The organism is Agrococcus sp. GCM10030265 (assembly GCF_042666675.1).
Classification (GTDB): Bacteria; Actinomycetota; Actinomycetes; order Actinomycetales; family Microbacteriaceae; genus Agrococcus.
In genome coordinates, this window is sequence record NZ_JBHTCZ010000001.1 from 700,381 (window position 1) to 724,528 (window position 24,148).

Consider the following 24,148-nt stretch of genomic DNA (forward strand, 5'->3'; position numbering starts at 1 on the left):
CGATGGGGGATCGAGCGTGACGATCCGCCTCCTCGCGACGTCTCACCGTCGAAGCACCTCGAACCACCAGACGGAAGGAGCCATCATGGCCATCGACCCCACCCCCGCCACCGCGGGCGCAGCGACCGGGACCACGACCATCGCCGACCCCGTGGTCGCGAAGATCGCAGGCATCGCGGCACGCGAGGTGCCCGGCGTGCACGACCTCGGCGGCGGCGCAGCGCGCCTCGTGGGCAGCGTCCGCGACGCGATCGGTCGGCGCGACCAGGGCCAGGGCATCGAGGTCGAGGTCGGCGAGCGGCAGGTCGCCGCAGACGTCACGATCGTCGTCGAGTACCCGGAGCGGCTCCAGGTCGTCGCCGAGGACGTGCGTCGCGCCGTGGCTCGCAGCATCACCGAGCTCGTGGGCATGGAGATCGCCGAGGTGAACGTGACGGTGACCGACGTGCACATCCCCGGCCAGGACGACGATGACGCCGAGGAGTCGCGAGTCGCATGAGCGGCTCCGCGATCGGTGCGCCCGACGCCGTGCGCCTGACGCCGAGCGCCTGACGCCGAGCGCCGTTGCGCTCGCACCGATCGGCGACACACCACGGGCCATGGCCCGACCGAAGGCCGCCGCGCGGCCGCACCCCACCGTTCGCTTCCCCGCAGGAGGAGATCCCATGCGCCGATCCACCGCGCGCCGTCGCATCCCGCCACGTCTCATCGCCGCCGCCGTCGGCGCCATCCTCGTCGTCGGCAACGGACTGCTCGTGCTCGGGCCCGTCATGGGCCTCGTCGGTGCGGCCGGCTCCGTCGTCCCGGGCGCGCTGCAGATCCCCGTCGGGCAGATCGCGATCGCCATCGTCGTCGGCTTCCTCGTCGCAGCCGGCTGCGTCGTCGTCGCCGGGGTCGCCCGGTACCCCTGGCTCTCCTGGACGTTCGTCGTCGCGGCCTGGGTGTCGTCGCTCATCGGCTCGATCTGGCCGATCGTCGTCACCGCCAACGCCGCCGTCGACCGCGTCGGCGACATCATCCCCTTCATCACCGAGCTGATCAGCCGCATCGGCTGACGGCAGAGAGGCGTCCATCATGCGCACCACGATCGTCGTCATCGCCGGCGTCGCCGTCGCCGGCTACGTGCTCGGCACCCGAGCCAACCGCCCCGTGCTCGAGCCCCGCGAGTCGCTGCGGCACCAGGTCGAGCGGCTCTGGAACGACCCGAAGACCCGCAAGCGCCGCGAGCGGCAGGCTCGGCAGCTGCAGAAGGACGCTCGCGCGACGGCGAAGCGCCTGCGGAAGGACGCCGGCAGGAAGGCCGGGCGCCTCGCGAAGGCCGCGCGCACGCGCGCCGGGCAGCTCGCCCGCTGAGCGCCCGAACCACCACCCAGCCCCACCCCCGACGAGAGGACAGCACCATGCCCGATGAGCGCCCCATCACGAGCAGGCCCGCCGAGGACGTGCTCGAGCGCGGCCGCGAGACCGTCGAGCGCAGCGCCCGCGAGGCACGCGACGCCATCGAGGAGGTGCGTGACTCGTCCTCCATCGGCGACGCCGCCCGCTCGGTGGGCCGACGCATCCGCAGGCTCCGCGACGAGCAGCCGCTCGCCTTCGGCATCGGCGTCGCCATCTCGGCGCTCGTGCTCGCAGGAGTCGTCGCGCGCGCCCAGCGCTGACGCCGCGCGCACGACGGCCGCCGCCCTCGACGACATGTCGGGCGGCGGCCGTCCGTGCGCGCGCCACCCACCACCTCGCATGCGCGGCCTCCTGCCGCTCGTAGGCTGAGCGGGCGTCTGCGGCCGCCGCCGCGCGCATCCCGCTCGAAGGTCCGCCATGCCCACCCGCCGTCTCGTCGTGCCCTCCGGCACGGCACTCGGCGTCGCCGCGTCCGTCGGCGCCTCGGTGCTCTTCGGCGTGCTCTTCCTGCTGCCGCCGATGCTCGCGCCGCTCGGCGGGCTCGAGATCGTGGCGTGGCGCGTGCTCGCGACGCTGCCCGTGCTCGTGCTGCTGTTCGGCCTCACCGTCGGCCTGCGCGACGTCGTGCGCGTCGTGCAGCGCATCCGGCGTCGGCCTGCGCTCGCGCTCGTGCTCGTCGCGGATGCCGCGCTGCTGTCGGTGCAGCTGTGGCTCTTCGGCTGGGCGCCCATCGCCGGCCACGGGCTCGAGACCGCGACGGGCTACCTGCTGCTGCCGCTCGTGCTCGTGCTCGTGGGGGTCGTGCTGCACGGCGAGCGGCTGTCGCGGCTGCGGGGCGCGGCCGTCGCGGCCGCGGCCGTCGGCGTCGTCGCGGCGCTCGTGCTCGGCGGGGCCGTGGGCGTCGCGACCGCGCTCGTGGCCCTCGGCTACCCCGTCTGCTTCGACCTGCGCCGGCGCTTCGCGCTCGACGGCCCCGGCTCGACGCTGCTCGAGCAGGCGGTGCTCGTGCCCGTCGCGCTCGCCGTGCTCGCGGGCGCGGCCTCGTCGGGTGCGCTCGCCGCCACCGCCGAGCACGCGCCGGTGCTGCTGCTCATGGGCGTCGTGAGCGGCGTCGCCCTGTGGATGTACCTGTCGGCGTCGCGGCTGCTGCCGTTCGGGCTGTTCGGGCTGCTCACCTACGTCGAGCCCGTGCTGCTCGTCGTCGTGTCGACGCTGCTCCTCGGCGAGGCGGTCGAGCCGAGCGATGCCCTCGTCTACGGTCCGATCGCGGTCGCCCTCGTGCTGCTCATGGTCGAGCCGCGACTCGCGCGCCGTCGCAGCGAGCAGCCCACCGCGACGCAGCCCGTCTCGCACCGACCGCCCATCCGCACCCACAGGCGCGACGCGCCGTAGATTTGAGTCGTTCACGTTAACGCGACAGGATGGGGTCATGGAGCTCGTCGACCAGGCACCCGCGCACGCGTCGGATGCCGTGCTCGCGCAGCGCGTCGCCCACGAGGGCATGCTGCGCACGCGCGGCCTGCGCGTCACGCGCGGCCGGCTCGCCGTGCTCGACGTGCTCGCGGCCCATCCGCACGCCGACGCCGACACCATCCACCGCGGCGTCGCCCTGCTCGAGCCGAGCATCTCGGTGCAGTCGGTGCACAACGTGCTCGGCGCGCTGCACGAGGCAGGCGTGCTGCGTCGCTTCGAGCCCGCGCGCTCGCCCGCCCGATACGAGCTGCGCGTCGACGACAACCACCACCACGCCGTCTGCTCGCGCTGCGGCCGCGTCGAGGACGTCGACTGCGTCACCGGCGAGGCCCCGTGCCTCCACGCTCCCGCGCCCGCGGGCTTCGCGATCGTGCAGGCCGAGGTGACGTTCTGGGGGCTCTGCGCCGACTGCGCAGCCGACGAGCGCTGACCCCATCCGTCGCGCGCCGACGGCGGGCGCGCCGCATCGCGCCGACCGACCCCTCCATCGACCCCACGACCCCTACGAGGAAGCAGAGGACACCATGACCCAGCGGACCACCACCAACTCCGGAGCACCGGTCGCGAGCGACCAGCACTCCCAGTCGGTCGGCGCCGATGGCGCCATCGCGCTCACCGACCACTACCTCGTCGAGAAGCTCGCGCAGTTCAACCGAGAGCGCGTGCCCGAGCGCGTCGTGCACGCCAAGGGCGGCGGCGCCTTCGGCACCTTCACCGTCACGAACGACGTCTCGCAGTACACGCGCGCCGCCGTCTTCCAGCCCGGCACCGAGACCGAGATGCTCGCACGCTTCTCGTCGGTCGCCGGCGAGCAGGGCAGCCCCGACACGTGGCGCGACCCGCGCGGCTTCGCGCTGAAGTTCTACACGACCGAGGGCAACTACGACCTCGTCGGCAACAACACCCCCGTCTTCTTCATCAAGGACGGCATCAAGTTCCCCGACTTCATCCGCTCGCAGAAGCGCCTGCCCGGCTCGAACCTGCGCGACCACGACATGCAGTGGGACTTCTGGTCGCTGCAGCCCGAGTCGGCGCACCAGGTGACGTGGCTCATGGGCGACCGCGGCCTCCCGGCCTCGTGGCGCCACATGGACGGCTTCGGCTCGCACACCTACCAGTGGATCAACGCCGCGGGTGAGCGCTTCTGGGTCAAGTACCACTTCGAGACCGACCAGGGCAACGAGTTCATGTCGCAGGAGATCGCCGACCAGCTCGCGGGCTCGGATGCCGACTACTACATCCGCGACCTCTACGAGGCGATCGACCGCCGCGACTTCCCGTCGTGGACGCTGCACGTGCAGGTCATGCCGTACGAGGACGCCGCGTCGTACCGCTTCAACCCGTTCGACCTCACGAAGGTCTGGCCGAAGGGCGACTACCCGCTCATCGAGGTCGGACGCATGGAGCTGAACCGCAACCCCGAGAACTACTTCGCCGAGATCGAGCAGGCGACGTTCGCGCCCTCGAACTTCGTGCCCGGCATCGCCGCGAGCCCCGACAAGATGCTGCAGGCGCGCATCTTCTCCTACGCCGACGCGCACCGCTACCGCGTGGGCACGAACCACGCCGAGGTGCCCGTGAACCGGCCGCACGCGGCCGAGGTGCACTCGTACTCGAAGGACGGCGCGCAGCGGCACGGCTTCCGCTCGGCCGCCACCCCGGTCTACGCGCCCAACTCCTTCGGCGGCCCGCACGCCGACCCCGCAGCGCACGGCGACGACCGCGGCTGGGAGTCCGACGGCGAGCTCATCCGCTCGGCGGCGACGCTGCACCCCGAGGACGACGACTTCGGCCAGGCACGCACCCTCGTGCGCGACGTGCTCGACGACGCGGCCCGCGAGCGGCTCGTCGGCAACATCGTCGGCCACGTGTCGAAGACGCGCATCCCCGAGATCCGTCAGCGTGCGATCGCGTACTGGACGAACGTGGATGCGTGGCTCGGCGAGCAGGTCGCCGCACGCCTGCCCGAGATCGAGGAGCCGAAGTCGACGCTCGTGGAGCCTCCGGCGGTCGCGCCCGTCGGCTGATCCGACTCGCCGCAGGACGGCCCCGCACCCCGCTCGGGTGCGGGGCCGTCCTGCGTGGCGCTGCGCCGCGGGCGCGACGCGCGGGGCCCATCGCCACGGCCTAGGCTCGATCCAGTGACGATGGACTCCGGTGGCGACCCCACGACGGGACGCGTGCCCATCGTCCCCGGCCCCCAGCGCGACGATGCTCACGCGCACGGCGACGCCGCGGAGCCCGAGCATCAGGTCGCCGGCCTCGAGGCGTCGTCCGACGCCATCGCCCAGCCCGGCCCCGTGCAGCCCACGGACGCGCGCGCCGCGGAGCCGCGCCGCAAGCGCCTCGTCGACCTCGAGCCGCTGCGCGCATCCCCGGCCTTCGCCCGCCTGTGGATCGCGAACGCCATCTCCGGCATCGGCTCGATGGTCACGGTCGTCGCCGTCGGCCTGCAGATCTACGACATCACCGAGTCGACGCTCGCCGTGTCGCTCGTCGGGCCCATCGGCCTCATCCCCATGATCGTCGCGGGCCTGTGGGGCGGGATGCTCGCAGATGCGTTCGACCGCAAGCGCGTGCTGCTCGTGTCGGCGATCGTCGGATGGCTCACCGTGCTCGGCATCGTCGCCATGTCGACGTACGACGCGTGGGCGATGAGCGAGGGGCAGCGCGTCGAGGTGTGGCCGTTCTACGTGCTCGCCACGATCAACGCCGTCGCGACGACGGTGTCGGGCGCGACGCGCAGCGCCATCACGCCGCGCATCGTGCCTGCGCATCTGCTGACGCGAGCGGCTGCGCTCAACGGCATCGCGATCGGCGCCATGGTGACGATCGGCCCGGCGCTCGCCGGCGTCCTCGCCGCGACGGTCGGCCTCCCGCTGACGTTCGCGGTCGACGCCGTGCTGTTCTCGGTGGCGTTCATCGGCATCCTCGGCCTGCCGGCGATGCCGCCGCAGGGCCAGGTGGCGAAGCCCGGGCTGCAGTCGCTGCGCGACGGGATGCGGTTCCTGCGGCATGCGCCGAACATCCGCATGTCGTTCGTGGTCGACGTCATCGCGATGGTGCTCGGCCGCCCGAACGTGCTCTTCCCGGCCGTGGGCGCGCTCGTCATCGGCGGCGGGGCGATCACGGTGGGCGTGCTCACGGCCGCAGGCGCGATCGGCACGCTGCTCGCGAGCCTGTTCTCGGGGCCCGTGGCGCACGTGCATCGCCACGGCCTCGCCGTGCAGCGGGCGATCATGCTCTACGGCACCGCGGGTGCGCTGCTCGGCGTCGTGCTGCTCGTGACGACGCTGGTGGATGTGCCGGTCACCGACGGGCTCGACGGCGTCGCCTGGCCCGCGCTCGCCTTCGCGTGCCTCGCGATGGCGGGCATGGGCGCGAGCGACGAGATCAGCGCGATCTTCCGGTCGACGATGCTGCTGCAGGCCTCGCCCGACGAGATGCGCGGCCGGTTGCAGGGCGTCTTCACGGTGGTCGTCGCGGGTGGGCCTCGTCTGGGCGACCTGTACGCGGGCCTCACCGCATCGCTCGTGGCGCTCTGGTTCCCGCCGCTTCTCGGTGGCCTCTGCATCGTCGCGCTCGTCGTGCTCGTGACGCGGATGCAGGGATCGTTCCTGCGGTACGACGCCCGAACGCCGACGCCGTAGCGACGGCTGGGCCCCGTCGGGAGCCTGAGCGCGAGACGCGGAGCGAGGAGACGCGCAGGGCTAGGAGACGCGCAGGTGCACGCCGCGGTCGCTGCCGGCCTCGGCGAGCTGCAGGTCGAGATGCCAGCCGTCGACCGGGTGCGCTCCCGGGGCGTCGAACTCGAACCACACCCGCGAGGCGCGGCTCAGCCAGTGCGCTCGAGCGAGGTTGGCGTCGCCGTCGACGAAGGATGCGAGGAACGGCTCGTCCTGCGTGCGCTTCACCGCGACCACGGCGCGCAGCAGCGCGAGGTCGTCGTCGGTGAGTCGCTCGGCGAGCTCGCCGTTGTGGAACACGCCCATGGAGGTCCTTCGGTCGAGAGAAGAGCCAACCTCATCCGTCGCGCGTCGTCCAAGGGGTTGCGGAGCCGGCGCAGCTCGCTTCGGAGTGCCGGCGCAGCCGCTGGTCGGAGAGCCCGACGCGATGAGCGCAACCCGCTGCGAGCATCCCCGTCGCGAGTCACGATGGACGCACACCGAACGTCGAACCGGAGAGGACGCCATGGGGCCGCACGTCGCCGACCTGATCATCACGAGCGAGGACTACGAGGCCGACGGGCGCATGCCCGACCGGCTCTCGAAGGACGGCGGCAACGAGGTGCCGCGGTTCGCCGTCTCGGGCGTGCCCGAGGATGCCGTCGAGCTCGCGCTCGTCGTGCACGACCCGGATGCGCCGATGGCGCGCGGGTTCACGCACTGGGTGGTCTACGGCCTGCCCGCCGTCGACGGACCGCTCGATCCGTCGGTCGGGCGTGCCGCGTCGACGAGCGCCGGCGAGGCGGGCTGGTACGGGCCGCAGCCGCCGGTCGGTCACGGCACGCACCGCTACTACGCGTGGGTCTACGCGCTCTCGTCGCCGATCTCGGGCGAGCCGACGCGCGAGGCGTTCCTCGACCGGCACGCCGACGCCATCCTCGAGCAGAATCGCATCGTCGGCACGTTCTCGCGCTGACGAACGCCCGGCGTCGACGGCCCCGACCCGAGCGGTCGGGGCCGTCGGCCGTCACTGCCGGCGTGCGCGTCGGCGCCAGGCGAGCACCGCGCCACCCGTGAGCAGCGCGGCCGCAGCGGCTGCCAGCATCGCGATGGCGGGGCCATCGCCGCCGGTGCGGGGCAGCGTCGGCCCCGCGGCGGGGTTCCTGGCCTCGGTCGCGCCCCCCGTGCCCGTCGCCGTGGGTGGCGTCTGCGCGACGGGCGCGGGCCCGGTCGTCGCCGATGCAGGGCTCGCCGGCTCCGGGCTCGTCGTCGGGACCGCCGCGCCGGGCTCGAGGGGCGTCTCGACGACGTCGCAGCGGTCGGCATCCGCCTCGACGCCCTCGTTCGGCTCGCAGCCGCCCGGCACGAGTGGTGCCTCCGGTGACGAGACGGTGGCCGAGTTGACCACCGCTGCCCTGGTGCCGGGCGTCGTCGCCACCGTGCCCTGCAGCGTGAGCGTCGCGCGTGCGCCCGGTGCGAGGTCGCCGACGCTCCACGTGCCCGTCGCCGCGTCGAACGCACCCTGGCTGGGCGCATCCGCGACGACGGAGGCGACGTCGAGCTCGGCCGGGTAGGCGTCGACGACCGTGGCCTGCGCCGCCGGGACGGGGCCGAGGTTCGCGACCTCGAGCGTCCACCGCACGCTCACGGCGCTGCCGTCGTCGGCGACGAGCACCTCGGCGTCGACGCGCTTGTCGATCCGCAGGTCGGCGAGCGGCGCGAGCGCGACGGTCGCCTCGGCGTGATCCTCGACGAACGCCCAGTCGTCGATCGCGCGCATGTCGCCCCACGAGCCGTGCACGCCGTCGTTGCGGTTGGGCTGCCCGCTGCCGGGCTCCCAGCCGTGCACGCCGCCCGCCGAGGTCGACGCGGGGTCGCTGCCGATGAGCGCCGGGGTGCGCGACGAGCGTGCGTCGCTCGATGCGAGCAGCTGCGTGTCGTCCCAGTGGAGCGTCGCCGGCCCCGGTGCGGGCCCACGCAGCGCCTGCACCTCGATGCCGCCTGCGCTCTCCTCCGCGTCGATGCGCAGGAAGTGCACGGGCGAGACCTGCGCCATCGACGCGCGGAGCCCGATGCCCGACGCGACGACGGGCACGCGCGACCCGCGGGCGTCGAGACCGTCCCACGACCAGGCGAAGGGCCCGGGGTCGAGCACCGCCACCTCGTCGACCACGTCGGCCGCCCCGTCGTACGCGCCGTCGCCGTCCGCGTCCACCTCGACGCGGACGAGCCCGGGCTGCCCGACGAGGTCGCCCGTGAGCACGCCCGCGTTCGTCGCAGCGCCGTCGCGCGCGAACGCGAGGGACGAGATCGTGGGCGAGGCGTACGTGGCCGAGAGCCACGTGTCGTCGGTGCGGGCGTCGGCCCACGCGGTCGTCGACGCCGGGAGGTCGGCGGCCGGCGCCTCGAGGAAGAGCCGGTACGCCGAGAGCCCGGCGCAGTCGGCACCCGACGGCTGCCAGTGGTCGGCGCCGAGGCCCTCGGCCTCGGGGGAGTGCGGCATCGGCACCGAGCGGAACGCGGGCTCGCACGTGCCGACGGGAGCGTTGCCGACGTCGTTCATGCGCAGCGTCGAGTCGACGCCGTCGTAGTCGTCGAGCGTCACGCGGTACACGGCGCCGTCGGGTGCCGCTGCGTGCACGTCGATCGTGGTCGGCTCGGGCGTGTAGACGGCGAGCGACTCGGTCCACACGCGACCGGGGATCGACGCGCCGCCGCGCACGACGCCCACGTCCCATGCGAGGGAGGCCTCGCCACCGCTGCTCGGGGACGCGTCGAGCACCGCGATCGACCACACGCCGTCGGCCGACGCCGTCCAGGCGCCGCCCAGGTGCGTGCCGGCGATCGCCGCGGGTGCGGCGTCGTCGTGCACGACGACGCCCGATGGATCCGTGACGACGACCCGGGCGCCCGCGGGGCTGCGCCCCGTCGTCGCGATGCGCGCGACGACCTCGTCGCCCGCCGCGGCGTAGGCGAACAGCGTCGTGCGGCCGGCGTCGGTCGCACCGCCCTCGAGCAGCGTGCCAGGCAGCGTCGTCGTCGCCGGGCCCGGGATGGGTGGCGGCGCAGGCGGGCCGGCCACCGCGGTCGCGGTGCCCAGCAGCGTGCCGCAGCCGACGAGCGCGCTCGCGAGCAGCGCGCCGGCCGCTCGCCGTCGCGCGCGGACGCGCTGCGGGTGGGTGGTGGTGGTCGTCGTGGCTGTTCGTCGCATGGGGCCTCCTCGTGCCGCGGCGACGCTACGAGGGGAGCCTCGCTCGGCTGCGGCCCGCGCAGCCCACCTGTGGATGGATCGCCCATCCACAGGCCCACGCCGCACGCGAAGCGAGGAGGGGGCCGCCTCACGGCGACCCCCTCCTCCCGCTTCCGAGGTGCGACTACCCCTTGGCGGAGCCCGCGAGCAGCCCTCGCACGAAGAACCGCTGCAGCCCGAAGAAGACGAGCAGCGGCACGATGAGCGAGATGAAGGCGCCCGCCGTCAGGCGCTCCCACGCCTCGCCGCGGGAGCCCGCGAGCTCGGCGAGGCGCTGCGTGAGCGGCGCCGTGTCGGGCTGGCCGGTGGAGAACACGAGCGCCACGAGCAGGTCGTTCCACACCCAGAGGAACTGGAAGATGCCGAACGACGCGATCGCCGGCATCGCGAGCGGCAGCACGATGCGCAGGAAGATCTGCCCGTGCCCCGCGCCGTCGACGCGAGCCGCCTCGATGACCTCGCCAGGGATCTCCGAGATGAAGTTGTGCAGCAGGAAGATGGCGAGCGGCAGCGCGAAGATCGAGTGCGCGATCCACACCGAGAGGAACTGCCGATCGGGGATGACGGGGAAGATCTCCGACACCCACTCCATGCCGGGCTGCACGAACGTCACGAACAGCTGCAGCAGCGGGATGAGCGCCATCTGCAGCGGCACGATCTGCAGCGCGAAGATCACGACGAACAGCGTCGACGAGCCCTTGAACTTGATCCAGGCGAACGCGTACGCAGCCAGGGCGGCGAGCACGAGCGGGATGAGGGTGCCGGGGATCGCGATCGCCAGCGAGTTCACGAAGTACTCGCCCAGCTGCGGCGACCCGCCGGAGCCCGAGAAGAGCACCTCGGCGTAGTTGTCGAACGTGAAGCCCGGGTTCTGGAAGATCGTCCACCAGCCGGTCGTCGCGATGAGATCGGCCGGGCGGAACGACGAGACGAGCAGGCCGAACGTGGGGATCGTCCACAGCACGGCGATCACGAGGGCGATGACCGTCGCGATCGGCGACGTCAGCCGGCGCTTCACGCGGGCGGCGCGGCCACCCGTGTTCAGCGCGTCGTCGACGTCGCGGATGTCGGGGTCGGGGACGGTGGCTGCCTGGGTCATCGGATCTCCCTCTGCCGGCGCAGCACGCGCACGTTGTAGATGACGATCGGCAGCACGAGCAGGAAGAGGATGAGCGCGAGCGCCGCACCTCGTCCCGGCTCGCCTGCGCGGAACGCCTGCGTGTACATCTCGTTGGCGACGACCGACGTGTCGAAGTTGCCGGCCGTCATCGTGCGGACGATGTCGAACACCTTGAGCGTCGCGATCGAGATCGTCGTGACGACGACGACGAGCGACGAGCGGATGCCGGGCACCGTCACGTTCCAGAAGCGCTGCCACGGGGTCGCGCCGTCGAGCTCCGCCGCCTCGAGCTGCTCGACCGCGATGCCCTTGATCGCCGCCGACAGCACCGTCATGGCGAAGCCGGTCTGGATCCAGATCATGACGACGATCAGCGCGAGCGTGTTGAACGGGGCGTTCTGCAGCAGCTGCTGCGGCTCGCCGCCGAACCAGACGATGATCTGGTTGACGAGGCCGAACTGCTCGCGGTCGCCGCCGCGGTAGGCGTACATGAAGCGCCAGATGATGCCCGCACCGACGAACGAGATCGCCATCGGCAGGAAGACGAGCATCTTGTAGACCTTCTCGCCCGCGCTCTTGTCGATGAAGACGGCGTACGCGAGGCCGATCACCGTCGACAGCAGCGGCACGAGGATGACCCACGCGACCGTGTTGCCGAGCGTGATGAGCGCGTCGCGCTGCGTGAACATCCACACGAAGTTCTCGAGCCCGATGAACGCGCCCGTGTTGTCGGTGAACGCGAGCATCGTGGTGCGCAGGGCCGGGTACAGCAGGCCGACGGCCAGCAGGGCCGCCGCGGGCACGAGGAAGACGACCATCGGCCGCGACTCGTCGTCGCCGGAGGCGAGGTACAGGAGGAGGCCGACGACGGCGACGAGCATCGCGGCTGCGAAGGGCCAGGCGCCGAGCTCGGGGATCGCGAAGGTGAGCACGACGAGCATGGCGGCCAGCGCGAGCATCGTCACGAGTCGCACGTGGCGCGCGATGCGGCCGGGCGCGGCGAGCTCGACGGCTGCGGTGACGACGCCGGCGACGATGCCGGCTGCGCCGATCGCCGTGGCTGCGGCGGGCGTGAGCCAGCGGGCCACGTCGTCGCCGTAGAGCACGGGGAAGAGCAGCATCGCGACGCCCACGAGCACGAGCGGCACGCCGGCGGTCAGCGCGCGCTGCAGACGGCCTCCGACGAGCTGGGCGGCTGCGAGCGCGATCGCGAGCACGACGGCGAGCGCGCCGAACGTGAGCGTCACCTGCGGCGACAGCCACGACCCGACGCCGCTCGACACGTAGCCGGGCAGCACGAGCAGCACGACCGCGAGCACGAGCAGCGGGCCGCCGGCGCGGATGGCGGCGCCCGTGCGCTCCGACCGCACGACGTCGGCGACGTACAGCACGGCGGCGAGCGCGAGGATCGCGCCGCCGAGGAGGATGGGGATGCGCGCGCTCGACACGAGTCGAGGGATGAGCAGCGGCGCCACGAGCACGAGGCAGCCGATGAGGGCGATCACGAGCGTGCGGATGATGGCACCGCGTCGTTCGGACTGCCTCGTGTCGAGCGACACGAGCAGCAGCCCGATGAGGGCGGCGAAGCCGGCGAGCCCTGCGAGCACCTGCAGGATCTTGCCGAGGAGGTCGAGCGTCGTCATGGACGTCCCTTCGTCAGCGGATGCGGATGACGCCGGGGGTGGGCGGACCCACCCCCGGCGTCAGTCGTGCATCAGGAGGGCCAGCTGGCCTCGACGGTGGACAGGACGGTCTGCGAGTCGGCGCCGCCGACCCAGTCGACCATGCCGGTCCACAGCGAGCCGGCGCCCACGGCACCCGGCATGAGGTCGGATCCGTCGAAGCGGAACGTCGTGTTCTCGTCCTGCAGGATCTCGACGGCCTGCTGCAGCAGCGGGCTCTGCGCGTTCTCCGGGTCGAGGCCGGTGTTGGCGCTCGTCACGCCACCGATCGAGACGCGGATGTTCGCCCAGGTGTCGCTCGAGAGGTACGTCTGCACCGCCACGGTCTCCTCCGAGTCGGAGAAGGCTGCGACGATCTCGCCACCGCCGGTGACGGCGTTGGCGTCGGCCTCGACGCCGGGCGTCAGGAACGCCCACACGTCGCCGTCCTCGGCGACCTCGGTGCCCTCGGGCCACTGGGCCGAGTAGAACGAGGCCTGGTGGTGCAGCGCGCACTCGCCGTCGAGGATGGGCAGGCCGGCCTCGCCGAAGTCGGTCGATGCGATCGTCGAGACGTCGCCGAAGCCACCGTTGACGTAGTCCGGGTTCTTCAGGATGTCGCCGACGCGGTCGAGGGCCTCGACGATGCGCGGGTCGTCGAAGGGGATCTCGTGGCTGACCCACTGGTCGTACACGTCGGGTCCGTGCAGACGCAGGATGTAGTCCTCGAGCCAGTCGGTGCCCGGCCAGCCGGTGGCCTCGCCCGAGCCGAAGCCGACGCACCACGGCGTCGCGGCGCCGGACTCGGCGATGTCGGCGGTGAGCTGGTCCATCTCGTCGAGCGTCGTCGGGATCTCCCAGCCGTTCTCCTCGAACATGGCCGGCGAGTACCAGACGAAGCCCTTGACGCTCGCCATGAGCGGGGCGCCGTAGAGCGTGCCGTCGACCGTGCCGTAGTTCTGCCAGTCCTCGCTCCAGAACTCGGCGGCGTTCTCGGCCACGGAGTCGGGTGCGGGGAGCAGCGGCGAGGCGACGCCCTGCTGCGACGCGATGGATGCGAGCAGGCCGGGCTGCGGGAAGATCGCGAGGTCGGGCGGGTTGCCACCCTGCACGCGCACGTTGATCTGGGCCTCGAACTCGGTCGAGCCCTCGTAGACCACGTCGATGCCGGTGCACTCCTCGAAGTCGGCCCACGACTCCTCGAGCTGCTCCTGCTCGGTCTCGACGATGGTGCCGTAGACGTTGACCTCGGCCCCGTCGAACGTGCCGTATGCCTCGTAGTCGCTGCAGTCGCCGCTGCCGCCGCCGGCGTTGCCGCCGGAGCCGCCGCCGGTCGGCTCGTCGCCGACGCAGCCGGTGAGTGCGAGCGCGGTGATGCCCGCGATGCCGATCGGCATCAGCAGGCGGCGCTGGGAGCGCTTCATCGGAACTCCTGTCTCCATGGGTGCAAGCGCTGCGGACGCCCGAGACAGGCAGGGCATCCACTGGGGCGCCCTCGCCCGAACCGGAACCGGTTCCACAGCAAGCCTGACGCTAACTCACCTCCCTGGATGCCGCAATGCGCGAGCGGCCGCTGCTAGGCGTTCGTTGCCAACCCGTGATAGAGAATGGAACCGGTTGCACGTCATCCGACGGCGATCGGGAACCGGATGCGCGAAGGAGCGCCATGGCCGTCATCGATGACGTCGCGAGGCTCGCGGGCGTGTCGAAGGCCACGGCGTCGCGGGCGCTCTCGGGTCGCGGCTCCGTCGCGGATGCGACGCGGCAGCGCGTGCTGCGGGCCGCGTCCGCGCTCGACTTCCGCGCCTCGCCCGCCGCGGTGTCGCTCGCGACCGGGCGGTCGGGAGCGCTGGGCGTGCTCGCCCCCGCGATCGACACCTGGTACGTGTCGACGCTGCTGCGCGGCATCGCGGAGGCGGCCCTCGCGCACGACCTCGACGTCGTGCTCTACGACCTCGGCCGCGGTGCCGAGATGCGCGGGCGCGTCTTCGAGCGGTTCCTGCAGCGACACCACATCGACGCGCTGATCTCGACGACGTTCGCCCTCACGCACCGCGAGGTGTCACGGCTCGCGTCCATCGGCATCCCCGCCGTCGCGCTCGGCGACGGTGCGCCCGGCGTGCGCTCGTGGTGCCTCGACGACGAGCGGGTCGGCACGATCGCGACCGAGCACCTCCTCGCCCTCGGGCATCGCCGCATCGTGCACGTCGGAGGGTCGACCGTGCTCGACGAGTCGCTCTTCGCCGCCGAGCGGCTCCGCGAGCGCGGCTACCAGCGGGCGATGCGCGCCGCAGGGCTCGAGCCCGAGCCGACGCGGCTGCACGACCCGACGGTCGCGGCCGCCCACGAGCACGCCGTCGAGCTGCTGCGATCTCCGACGCGCCCGCGCGCGATCTTCGCGGCGACCGACGAGATCGCCATGGGCATCCTGCTCGCGGCGCGCACGCTCGGGATGCGCGTGCCCGAGGAGCTCTCGGTCGTCGGCGTCGACGACCACTCGTACGCCGCGGCGTTCGACCTCACGACGGTGCACCAGGATCCGCGCGAGCACGGCGAGCGCATCGTCGACTGGGTCGTCGCCGACCTCGCGGCCCCCTCGGGCGACACGTCGCACACGCTCATCGAGCCGCGGCTCGTGGCCCGTGGCTCGACGGGTCCGGCCTGACGGGCACGAGCTCGGCACCCGCCGCACGGATGGGGTGCAGCAGGTCGGCCGAGGCGTCGGCGGTCGTCACGACGACGTCGACGTCGTCGAACGTCGCGAAGCGGTGCGCCGCCGTGCGCTCGAGCTTGTCGGTCGTGACGACGAGCACGACCCGCCTCGACTGCGCGATCGCCTCGCGCTTCACCTGCGCGTCCTCCCAGCCCGCGACGGTGAGCCCCGACTCGGGCGACGCCGCGCACGCGCCGAGGATCGCGACGTCGAAGCGCGTCTCGCGCACGGCCTGCAGCGCGCCGACCCCGGCGAACGAGAGGTCGTCGTGCACGATCGTGCCGCCGGGCACGCGCACCTCGGCCCCCGGGCGGGCACCCAGCGCGGCCGCGGCGTGCAGCGAGAGCGCGAGCGCCCGGATGCGCCGACCCGCCAGGGCGCGCGCGACCGCGACCGCGGTGGTGCCGTTGTCGACGAGCACCGAGGCGTCGTCGGGCACGAGCGCTGCTGCAGCCGCCGCGAGCGACGCCTTGTCGCCGCCGTGCTCGCCGGCGCGCAACGCGAACGGGAAGCCGGAGCCGCGGTGCGCGATGGGCTCGGCGCCGCCGCGCACACGCGCGAGGGCCCCGATCTCGGCGAGCTCGGCGAGGTCGCGGCGCACCGTGATGGCCGAGGCGCCCGTGAGGGCGCAGAGATCCTCGATCGTCCGGCGGCCCGAATCCACCGCTCGGATGATCGAACGCTGCCGTTCTGATCGCTGCATGCGATCATCCTGCCGCGTAGCGTGACGCCGTGACCATCCGATCGACGCTCCGACCCATCGCAGGCTCCGGCCTCATGTTCGCGACGAACGGCGCGATCTTCGCGGCGCTGCTGCCCTGGTACCCGCAGCTCGCCGACCGGCTCGGGCTCGGCGGGCTCGAGTTCGGCCTCGTGGTCGCATGCTTCGCCCTCGGGGCGATCGTGTCGTCCGCGCTGCCCGCCCCGCTCATCCGCCGCCTCGGCGCGCGCACCGTCGCCGTGGCGGGCACCGTGCTCGTCGCGCTCGCGGTCGCGGCGGCCGGCTGGTCGACGAGCGGCGTCATGCTCGCCGCGTGCATCCTCGGCGTCGGCTTCACGGATGCGATCGTCGACGTCGCGCAGAACGTCGCCGGCCTGCGCGTGCAGCAGCGCGCCGGGCGGCCGATCCTCGGCTCGATGCACGCGCTGTGGAGCCTCGGCGCCGCGGGCTCCGGCGCCGTCTCGACCGCCGTGGCCGCCACGGGCGGCGACCTGCGCATCCACCTCGCCGTCACGGGCGCCGTGTGCGTGGGCCTCGTCGCGGTCGCGGGCTGGCTCGTCGGACCCGTGCCCGCGGCGCCCGTCGACGAGGAGGCGGGGCCCCGCGGCTGGGCGCGCTGGCGAGCCGTGGCGGTCGTGGTGCTGCCGATCGTCGTGATCGCGATCGCGGGCGTCACGGTCGAGGACGTCGCGAACAACTGGGCCGCGCTGTCCGGCGTGCGCCTCGCAGGGCTCGACGCGTCGGTCGCGGGCATCGCGTTCACCGTCGTGATCGCGAGCCAGTGCATCGGGCGCTTCACGGGCGACCTGCTCATCCATCGCCTCGGGCGCGGCACCGTCGCGCGCATCGGTGGCGCGCTCGTGGCCGCCGGCGGCGTCGCGATCGTGGCCGCGCAGGAGCCCGTGCTGCTCATGGTCGGCTTCGTGCTCGCGGGCTACGGGTGCGCGACCCTCGTGCCGAGCGCCTTCTCGGCCGCCGGATCCATCCCGGGGCTCAGCGAGGGCGCGGGCGTCACCGTCGTGAGCTGGCTCATGCGGCTCGGCTTCCTCGGCACGAGCCCGCTCATCGGCGGGCTCTCGGATGCGGTCGACCTGCGGGCAGGGCTCGCCGTGCTCGTGGTGGCCGGCCTCGTGGTGGTGCTGCTCGCCCGCCGCCTGGACCCCGGGGCGCAGCGCGTCGACCGACCCGCGGGCCTCGACTGACCTGCGGGCCTCGACCGACCTGCGGGCCTCGACTGGTCGCCATTCGTTGCAATGAGCGACCAGTCACCCCCCCCCACGAGCGACCAGTCGGGCCCCACGAGCGACCAGTCACCCCCCACGAGCGACCAGTCGGGCCCCACGAGCGACCAGTGACCGGTCGGCGCACCCGAGCGCAAGCCCCACCGCATCGGCTGGCCGAACCCGCCCCGAGGGTGCTTGGCTGGCACGACGTCCGCCGTGTAGCCGGAAGGGATCGAAGCATGTCGTTCACCGCACCCATCCCCGTCATCGGGGCCAGCCACGTGCCGGGCCTGCAGCTCGACCCCGACTGGCACCGCAAGAGCGTCTTCTACGAGGTGATGGTGCGCTCGTTCGTCGACTCGAACGGCGACGGGTTCGGTGACTTCCAAGGGCTCACGTCGCGACTCGACTACCTGCAGTGGCTCGGGATCGACGGCATCTGGGTGCCGCCGTTCTTCCAGTCGCCGCTGAAGGACGGCGGCTACGACGTGTCCGACTTCGAGGCCGTGCTGCCCGAGTACGGCACGATCGACGACTTCAAGCACTTCGTCTCCGAGGCGCACGCGCGCAACATGCGCATCATGATCGACCTGCCGATCAACCACACCTCCGACCAGCACCCCTGGTTCCTCGCCTCCCGCGAGGACCCGGAGGGCCCGTACGGCGACTTCTACGTGTGGCGGGACACCGACGAGGACTACCCGAACGTCCGCATCATCTTCGTCGACACCGAGACGTCGAACTGGGCCTTCGACAGCGTTCGCCGCCAGTTCTACTGGCACCGCTTCTTCTCGCACCAGCCCGACCTGAACTTCGAGAACCCGGCCGTGCACGACGCCGTGTACGACATCATGCGGTTCTGGCTCGACATCGGCGTCGACGGCATCCGGCTCGACGCCATCCCGTACCTGTACGAGTCGGAGGAGGGCAACGGCGAGTCCGAGCCCGCCACCCACCAGTTCGTGCGCGACCTGCGACGCATGGTCGACGAGGAGTACCCGGGGCGCGTGCTCATCGCCGAGGCCAACCAGTGGCCCGCCGAGACGGCCGAGTACTTCGGCACCGCCGAGGAGCCCGAGTGCCACATGGCGTTCGACTTCCCGACGATGCCCCGCATCTTCTACAGCCTGCGAGCGCAGAACGCCGAGGAGCTGCGACGCGTGCTCTCCGAGCAGGTCGAGGTGCCGCCGGGCTCGGCATGGGGCGTCTTCCTGCGCAACCACGACGAGCTCACGCTCGAGATGGTGAGCGAGGAGTACCGGCAGGCGATGTACGGCTGGTACGCGTACGACCCGCGCATGCGGTCGAACGTCGGCATCCGCCGCCGCCTCGCGTCGCTGCTCGACAACTCGCGCGCCGAGCTCGAGCTGGCGAACGCCCTCCTCATGTCGCTGCCCGGATCCCCGTTCCTCTACTACGGCGATGAGATCGGGATGGGCGACAACATCTGGCTCGACGACCGCGACGCGAGTCGCACGCCGATGCAGTGGACGCCCGACCGCAACGCGGGCTTCTCGAGCGCCGACCCCGGCAAGCTCTTCCTGCCCGTCGTGCAGTCGCTCGTCTACCACTACACGTCGGTGAACGTCGAGGCGCAGATGGCGCAGGCGTCGAGCCTGCTCAACTGGATGCGCTCCGTCATCCACGTGCGCAGGCAGCATCCCGTGTTCGGCCTCGGCTCGATCCGCGTGCTCGAGACCGACAACGAGGGCGTGCTCGCGTTCGTGCGCTCGTACGAGGGCGATGGCACGTACCACGGGCCGAAGCGGGAGGACGTGCTGTGCGTCTTCTCCTTCAGCCACAACCCGGTGCACGTGACGATCGACGCTCCCGACTTCGCAGGCTCCGAGCTGCACGACCTCTTCGGCGGCGGGCAGTTCCCGACGATCGCCGAGGACGGCAGGTTCTCGCTCACCTTCGGCACGCAGTCGTTCTACTGGCTGCACGTCGCGCCGCAGCGCTGAGTCGCGTCGCGGCGCCGCGATGCGCACGGAGCGGGCCTTCGCGTGGAATGCGCACGCGAGGTGCCGCTGCGTGCGCATCCGGGCGCGCGATCGCGCGGTCGCGAGCTGCACGGCGCTCGTGACGGCGCGCGATCAGGCGGTCGCGAGCTGCACGGCGCCCGTGACGATGACGGCGACGCCGCCGAGCGTCGCCACCGCGATGCACGCGATGCGACCGGCGCGCGGGTCGACGCGCCTCGCTGCGAACGAGCCCACGACGGCGCCGAGGCCCAGCGCGGCGAGCGCCACGACCCACTCGAGCACCGAGAGTCGAGGCACCTCGCCGCGCGTCACGAGCGACACGGCGCACACGATGACGAGGTACGCCTGCATGCTCGTGACGAATGCCCTGTGCTCCCACCGCGACGCGATCGCGTAGGCGGTGATCGCCGGGCCGCCCACGCCCGCCAGCACGTTCATGACGCCGCCGGCGGCGCCTGCGGCGACGAGCCCCGGCCAGCGGTCGAGCCCGCGGATGCGGCGGGCGGCGACGCTGATCGACAGCGCGACGAGCACGAGGCACCCGGCGAGGATCGACAGATGCGGCCCGGCGAGCGACCGCGCGAGCAGCGCACCCGGCACGATCGCGACGATCGCGGCTGCCGCGATCGGCAGGATGCGGCGGTAGTCGACCTGTCGCACGACGCCGAGGTAGGCGACGAGCGCCGTGCCGAGGCCGAAGACGTTCGCCACGACGACGCCCTGCAGCGGGCCGAGCAGCAGCATGAGCATCGGCGAGGCGACGAGGCCGAAGCCGATGCCTGCGACGCGCTGCGTCGTCGAGCCCAGCAGGACGACGCCGCCGATGGCGGCTGCGACCAGCACGCGGTCAGCCGCGCACGACGGACGTCTTGGCGAGCTTGTCGTGGATGGCCTGGCGACGAGCATCCCAGATCGGCCACAGCCCGTCGACGACGGGGAAGATGCCGGCGACGAAGCCGAGCCCCGGCACGCCCGAGAGGAGGTTGGGCAGCGCGAAGTGCGCGAGCCAGCGCAGCGCGGCCGCGCGCCAGATCGGCAGGCCCTCGCGCTCGCGCAGGCGCACGCGGATGCCGACGGCCCGCTTGCCGATCGTGCGACCCCGTGTCGCGGTGAGGCCCACGTGGTAGAGGCCGCTCGCGGCGAGCTGCAGCATCGAGAACGCGAGCAGCGCGCCCGTGTTCGCGGCGACAAAGCCCTGGAAGGCGTCCATGACCTCGGCCTCCGAGGCGCCGGCGCTCGCCTCGAAGAGCTCGACGAACGCGCCCCAGATGCCCAGCACGGCGCCGAGCACGAGCGAGACGACGCCGAGCACGGCCCAGTCGATGGCGTACGCCGCGAAGCGCCGGCCCCACGAGGCGAGCTCGACGCCGTCGGGCGTGCGGATGCGGTCGTCGTCGGATGCGGGCTGCCCCCAGCCGCCGACGGCGGGCCGCTCGCCCCATCCGCCGCGCTGCTCGTGCGGCTGCCCGCCGTACGGCTGCCCGCCGTACGGCTGCCCCGAGAACGGCTCGGGCTGCTGCTGCACGGGTGCTCCGGGCGCCTCGGCCTGCGCGGGCTGCACCTGCTGGGTCGCGAGCCACGTCTCGCCATCCCAGTAGCGGCGATCCTCGGGGCTCGTGCCGAACGGATCCTGGTACCAGCCGGGCTCCCGGGACTGCGCGCTCATGCCCTCGATCGTACGGCGGCGGCCCGTGGCGGCGCGCCGCGTCGGCTAGCGCAGCACGACGCTCGTGCCTGCAGCCGAGTCGTGGAACGCCTGCCGTCGCTCGTCCCACAGCAGCGGTCGCAGGCCGTCGATCGCGATCCACAGCCCGGCGAGCGCGCCGACGACGCCACCGGACACGGCAGCGGGAGCGAGCTGGACGGCCCAGCGACGCGCCGCCTCCGAGACGTTCGGCAGGCGCTCGTGCTCGCGATGGCGCACGCGGATGCCGAGGAGACGTTTGCCGAGGGTCCAGCCGATGCGCGTGAGCATCGCGATCGAGTAGCAGGCGCTCGCGACGAGCGTCGCGACGACCGAGAGCACGAGGTACGACCACGCGTCGGAGCCGACGTCGAGCCACACGCCGACCGACAGGGACGTCGACGTCGGCCCCACCCACGACAGGACGCCGAGCAGCTGCAGCGGCAGCAGCATCGCCTGCACGACGACGCCGACCAGGAGCGCGTCGATCCAATACGCGACCAGGCGTCGCCACCAGGGCGCGAGCGGCGCGCCGTCGGGCGTCACGACGCGATCGCGCTGCGACGCGGGCAGCCGCATCGCCTCCGCGGGCGTCGGCTCCCGACGCGGTCGACCATCGTGCCCGGGGCTCCATCGGTCGCTCATGCCGCCGCACGATACCGACGCGACCTCCACGGGCCCTCCGCCGGAGGTCCTCGATGTCGAGCGTCGCGTCCCAGGCGCCGGGAAGGGACTGCTGCATGCGCAGCGTCGATCGTCCTGGCTGGGACGGCGTGAGGAGGTCGCCCGGTCGCCACCAGCGGGATGGAGCGCGATCTCGATCGAGCCGGAGACGATCCGCGTCGCGATGACGATGCCGTCGCGGCCGGCACGTGCGACGAGGGGTCGCCCGGCGATGCGCACGCCCATGACGGGCCGGCCCTGGCCGTCTCCCGCTGCGAGGGCGTCGAGCACGGCCAGCACCTGGGACCGCGGCGGCGTAGCCTCGCATGCATGAGCAACGACGAGGCCGCACCGGTCGTCGAGGCCGAGCGTTCGTGCATCGCCGAGGCCGCGCAGGCCGGCGTCGAGCTGCTGCTGCCGCGCGAGGTGCCGCTCGGCGGTCCGCGCGCGATGCCGGTGCTGCGCGTGCTGCCGAACAAGCACCGGCACATGGTGGGCGCGTGGTGCTTCGCCGACGCGTTCGGGCCGGAGGACGTCGCGGTCCACGGCGGCATGGACGTGCCCCCGCATCCGCACACGGGCCTCCAGACGGTCTCGTGGCTCGTCGCGGGCAGCATCGAGCACCGCGACTCGCTCGGCTCGATCCACACCGTCGCGCCCGGAGGCGTCAACGTCATGACCGCTGGCCGCGGCATCGCGCACTCCGAGCACTCCACGCCCGACACCACGTCGCTGCACGGCGTGCAGCTGTGGGTCGCGCTGCCCGAGGCGCAGCGCGGCATCGCGCCCCACTTCGCCGGGCTCGACGCCGTGCCGACGGTGCAGGTGGGGCATGCGGCGGTGCAGGTCTTCGCCGGGTCGCTCGGCACCCTGCGCGCGCAGGTGCCCGTGCACACGCCCATCCTCGGTGCCGAGGTCCGACTGCCTGCGGGTGGCGTCGCCGAGGTGCCGGCCGACCCGACGTTCGAGCACGGCGTGCTCGCGCTCACCGGGGGCCTCGTCGTGGGCGGGGTGCCCGTGCCCGTCGGCGGCATGGCCGTGCTCGCGCCCGGAGACGACCTCGTGCGCATCGACGCGGATGCCGATGCGGGCGGCGACGTGGTCGCGATCCTGCTCGGCGGCGAGCCCTTCGCCGAGGAGATCGTGATGTTCTGGAACTTCGTCGGCACGACGCACGACGAGGTCGCCGCGGCACGCGACGAGTGGATGCGCGAGCGCGACCTGGGCGATGCGTCGCGCGACCGCTTCGGCGTGGTCCCCGGCGGCGAGGGCACGCTGCCGTCGCCGCGGCTGCCCGACGTCGAGCTGCTGCCCAGAGGGCGCGCGCGGCGGCGCGCGCGCTGACGCCCGAGGGCGGCCCGCGCCGCCGCGCAGCCTGCGGCCGCGGGCGAGCGTGGGGTATCCTGGCTGCAGCAAGGGGAGTATTCCCGTCTGCGACGGTTCGTCATTCCGAGCGCCTCGGCGCTCCGGGCCGTCGGCCCTGCACCGCCCATCGGGTGGGTGCGGGGCGGAGGAGACCTTGGTGTCCGATCACCATCGACTCCATGGAGCCTCCGTGCAGATCACCCCGCTCATCTGGGCCATCACCATCGCGGTCACGATCGCGTTCTTCGTCTACGAGTTCTTCGCCCACGTGCGCAGGCCGCACGAGCCGTCGATCGGCGAGGCGGCGCGCTGGTCGGCGTTCTACATCGGCCTCGCGCTGCTGTTCGGCGTCGGCATCGGTGTCACGAACGGCTGGACGTTCGGCGGCGAGTACTTCGCCGGCTACCTCACCGAGAAGGCGCTGTCGCTCGACAACCTCTTCCTCTTCATCGTGATCATGACCGGCTTCGCCGTGCCGCGGATCTACCAGCAGAAGGTGCTGATGATCGGCATCGTCATCGCGCTCATCATGCGCGGCGGGTTCATCGCGGTCGGCGCGGCGCTCATCGAGAGCTTCTCGTGGGTGTTCTACCTCTTCGGCGCGCTGCTGCTCGTGCTCGCCATCCAGCAGCTGCGGGGCGACCACGGCGACCCCTCGAACAATGCCTTCATGCGCTTCGTGCGTCGCATCCTGCCCGTCACCGACGAGTACCACGAGGACCGCCTCGTCGTGCGCAAGGACGGCAGGCGCTTCGTCACGCCGATGCTCCTCACGATCATCGCGATCGGCTTCATCGACCTCATGTTCGCCCTCGACTCCATCCCGGCGATCTACGGCCTGACCGAGGAGGCGTACATCGTGTTCACGGCCAACGCGTTCGCGCTCATGGGGCTGCGGCAGCTGTACTTCCTCATCGGCGGGCTGCTCGAGCGGCTCATCTACCTCGGTCAGGGCCTCGCCGCCATCCTCGGCTTCATCGCGGTCAAGCTCGTGCTGCACGCGCTGCACGTCAACGAGGTGCCCTTCATCAACGGCGGTCAGCCGGTGGAGTGGGCGCCCGAGATCCCGATCTGGCTCTCGTTGGCCTTCATCGGCACGACGATCGCGGTCGCGACCATCGCGAGCCTCGTCGCCACCCGGCGCTCGAGCGACGCGCAGGTCGACGGCGTCGCACGCCGCTGACGGCGCCGGGCAGGGTCGACCGGGCCGCGTCCGTCGGCCCTGCC

General features: G+C 72.7%; 23 protein-coding genes. 14 read left to right on the forward strand and 9 right to left on the reverse strand.

Going from position 1 to position 24,148, the window contains the following annotated elements; translation table 11 throughout:
- Nucleotides 1-85 precede the first annotated feature (85 nt).
- From ACFQPP_RS03430 to ACFQPP_RS03465, 8 genes are all read left to right on the forward strand, one after another.
- A complete protein-coding gene (locus ACFQPP_RS03430) occupies nt 86-499 on the forward strand; it encodes an Asp23/Gls24 family envelope stress response protein (RefSeq protein WP_376915116.1) in 414 nt (137 codons plus the stop codon).
- Between the two features lie 166 nt (nt 500-665).
- The gene (locus tag ACFQPP_RS03435; protein ID WP_376915117.1) at nt 666-1,055 is read left to right on the forward strand and encodes a hypothetical protein; all 390 of its coding nucleotides are present in this window, start codon (nt 666-668) and stop codon (nt 1,053-1,055) included.
- A gap of 19 nt (nt 1,056-1,074) precedes the next feature.
- A complete protein-coding gene (locus tag ACFQPP_RS03440; RefSeq protein ID WP_376915118.1) occupies nt 1,075-1,353 on the forward strand; it encodes a hypothetical protein in 279 nt (92 codons plus the stop codon).
- Nucleotides 1,354-1,400: 47 nt separating this feature from the next.
- Nucleotides 1,401-1,658: a hypothetical protein gene (locus ACFQPP_RS03445; protein ID WP_376915119.1), complete on the forward strand. Its 258-nt coding sequence runs from the start codon at nt 1,401-1,403 to the stop codon at nt 1,656-1,658.
- 157 nt (nt 1,659-1,815) lie between these two features.
- Nucleotides 1,816-2,790 (forward strand): EamA family transporter RarD, encoded by a 975-nt coding sequence (gene rarD / locus ACFQPP_RS03450; RefSeq protein WP_376915120.1) that lies wholly within the window; start codon nt 1,816-1,818, stop codon nt 2,788-2,790.
- 109 nt (nt 2,791-2,899) lie between these two features.
- Nucleotides 2,900-3,301 (forward strand): Fur family transcriptional regulator, encoded by a 402-nt coding sequence (locus tag ACFQPP_RS03455; RefSeq protein WP_376915295.1) that lies wholly within the window; start codon nt 2,900-2,902, stop codon nt 3,299-3,301.
- A gap of 94 nt (nt 3,302-3,395) precedes the next feature.
- A complete protein-coding gene (locus ACFQPP_RS03460; protein WP_376915121.1) occupies nt 3,396-4,898 on the forward strand; it encodes a catalase in 1,503 nt (500 codons plus the stop codon).
- A 120-nt stretch (nt 4,899-5,018) separates the two neighbouring features.
- Nucleotides 5,019-6,521 (forward strand): MFS transporter, encoded by a 1,503-nt coding sequence (locus tag ACFQPP_RS03465; protein ID WP_376915296.1) that lies wholly within the window; start codon nt 5,019-5,021, stop codon nt 6,519-6,521.
- A 60-nt stretch (nt 6,522-6,581) separates the two neighbouring features.
- Here ACFQPP_RS03465 and ACFQPP_RS03470 read toward each other — a convergent pair whose 3' ends face one another.
- Complete coding sequence (locus ACFQPP_RS03470; RefSeq protein ID WP_376915122.1) at nt 6,582-6,863, reverse strand: hypothetical protein; 282 nt, start codon at nt 6,861-6,863, stop codon at nt 6,582-6,584.
- A gap of 199 nt (nt 6,864-7,062) precedes the next feature.
- On the opposite strand from ACFQPP_RS03470, the gene ACFQPP_RS03475 reads away from it, so the two are divergent.
- Complete coding sequence (locus ACFQPP_RS03475) at nt 7,063-7,512, forward strand: YbhB/YbcL family Raf kinase inhibitor-like protein (protein WP_376915123.1); 450 nt, start codon at nt 7,063-7,065, stop codon at nt 7,510-7,512.
- A 51-nt stretch (nt 7,513-7,563) separates the two neighbouring features.
- On the opposite strand, the gene ACFQPP_RS03480 is transcribed toward ACFQPP_RS03475, so the two are convergent.
- The 4 genes from ACFQPP_RS03480 to ACFQPP_RS03495 form a co-directional block, all read right to left on the reverse strand.
- Nucleotides 7,564-9,747: an LPXTG cell wall anchor domain-containing protein gene (locus ACFQPP_RS03480; RefSeq protein ID WP_376915124.1), complete on the reverse strand. Its 2,184-nt coding sequence runs from the start codon at nt 9,745-9,747 to the stop codon at nt 7,564-7,566.
- A 163-nt stretch (nt 9,748-9,910) separates the two neighbouring features.
- Nucleotides 9,911-10,885, reverse strand: coding sequence for a carbohydrate ABC transporter permease (locus ACFQPP_RS03485; protein WP_376915125.1), 975 nt, complete (start codon nt 10,883-10,885; stop codon nt 9,911-9,913).
- Complete coding sequence (locus tag ACFQPP_RS03490) at nt 10,882-11,787, reverse strand: carbohydrate ABC transporter permease (protein ID WP_376915297.1); 906 nt, start codon at nt 11,785-11,787, stop codon at nt 10,882-10,884. Before ACFQPP_RS03490 ends, ACFQPP_RS03485 begins: the two co-directional genes overlap by 4 nt.
- An 833-nt stretch (nt 11,788-12,620) precedes the next feature.
- Nucleotides 12,621-13,991, reverse strand: a complete 1,371-nt coding sequence (locus ACFQPP_RS03495; protein ID WP_376915126.1) for an ABC transporter substrate-binding protein — start codon at nt 13,989-13,991, stop codon at nt 12,621-12,623.
- A gap of 242 nt (nt 13,992-14,233) precedes the next feature.
- Between ACFQPP_RS03495 and ACFQPP_RS03500 the strand changes: the two genes are divergently transcribed.
- Entirely contained in the window at nt 14,234-15,232 is a 999-nt protein-coding gene (locus ACFQPP_RS03500; RefSeq protein ID WP_376915127.1) for a LacI family DNA-binding transcriptional regulator, read from the forward strand.
- Here ACFQPP_RS03500 and ACFQPP_RS03505 read toward each other — a convergent pair.
- The gene (locus tag ACFQPP_RS03505) at nt 15,186-15,983 is read right to left on the reverse strand and encodes a DeoR/GlpR family DNA-binding transcription regulator (RefSeq protein WP_376915128.1); all 798 of its coding nucleotides are present in this window, start codon (nt 15,981-15,983) and stop codon (nt 15,186-15,188) included. The two genes, ACFQPP_RS03500 and ACFQPP_RS03505, sit on opposite strands and share 47 nt — an antisense overlap.
- Before the next feature lie 29 nt (nt 15,984-16,012).
- Here ACFQPP_RS03505 and ACFQPP_RS03510 point away from each other — a divergent pair, with 29 nt between their 5' ends.
- Complete coding sequence (locus ACFQPP_RS03510) at nt 16,013-17,203, forward strand: MFS transporter (RefSeq protein ID WP_376915129.1); 1,191 nt, start codon at nt 16,013-16,015, stop codon at nt 17,201-17,203.
- Between the two features lie 260 nt (nt 17,204-17,463).
- A complete protein-coding gene (gene treS, locus ACFQPP_RS03515) occupies nt 17,464-19,188 on the forward strand; it encodes a maltose alpha-D-glucosyltransferase (protein WP_376915130.1) in 1,725 nt (574 codons plus the stop codon).
- A 132-nt stretch (nt 19,189-19,320) separates the two neighbouring features.
- On the opposite strand, the gene ACFQPP_RS03520 is transcribed toward treS, so the two are convergent.
- The 3 genes from ACFQPP_RS03520 to ACFQPP_RS03530 are packed head-to-tail and all read right to left on the reverse strand — an operon-like array spanning nt 19,321 to nt 21,538.
- Nucleotides 19,321-20,052: a TSUP family transporter gene (locus tag ACFQPP_RS03520; RefSeq protein WP_376915131.1), complete on the reverse strand. Its 732-nt coding sequence runs from the start codon at nt 20,050-20,052 to the stop codon at nt 19,321-19,323.
- Nucleotides 20,053-20,056: 4 nt separating this feature from the next.
- Entirely contained in the window at nt 20,057-20,875 is an 819-nt protein-coding gene (locus ACFQPP_RS03525; protein WP_376915132.1) for an RDD family protein, read from the reverse strand.
- A 45-nt stretch (nt 20,876-20,920) separates the two neighbouring features.
- Complete coding sequence (locus ACFQPP_RS03530) at nt 20,921-21,538, reverse strand: RDD family protein (RefSeq protein ID WP_376915133.1); 618 nt, start codon at nt 21,536-21,538, stop codon at nt 20,921-20,923.
- Nucleotides 21,539-21,886: 348 nt separating this feature from the next.
- On the opposite strand from ACFQPP_RS03530, the gene ACFQPP_RS03535 reads away from it, so the two are divergent.
- Both ACFQPP_RS03535 and ACFQPP_RS03540 read left to right on the forward strand, forming a co-directional pair.
- Nucleotides 21,887-22,900, forward strand: a complete 1,014-nt coding sequence (locus ACFQPP_RS03535) for a pirin family protein (RefSeq protein ID WP_376915134.1) — start codon at nt 21,887-21,889, stop codon at nt 22,898-22,900.
- Nucleotides 22,901-23,111: 211 nt separating this feature from the next.
- On the forward strand, nt 23,112-24,104 hold the full coding sequence (locus tag ACFQPP_RS03540; protein ID WP_376915135.1) for a TerC family protein: 993 nt from the start codon (nt 23,112-23,114) through the stop codon (nt 24,102-24,104).
- The last annotated feature ends 44 nt before the right edge of the window (nt 24,105-24,148 follow it).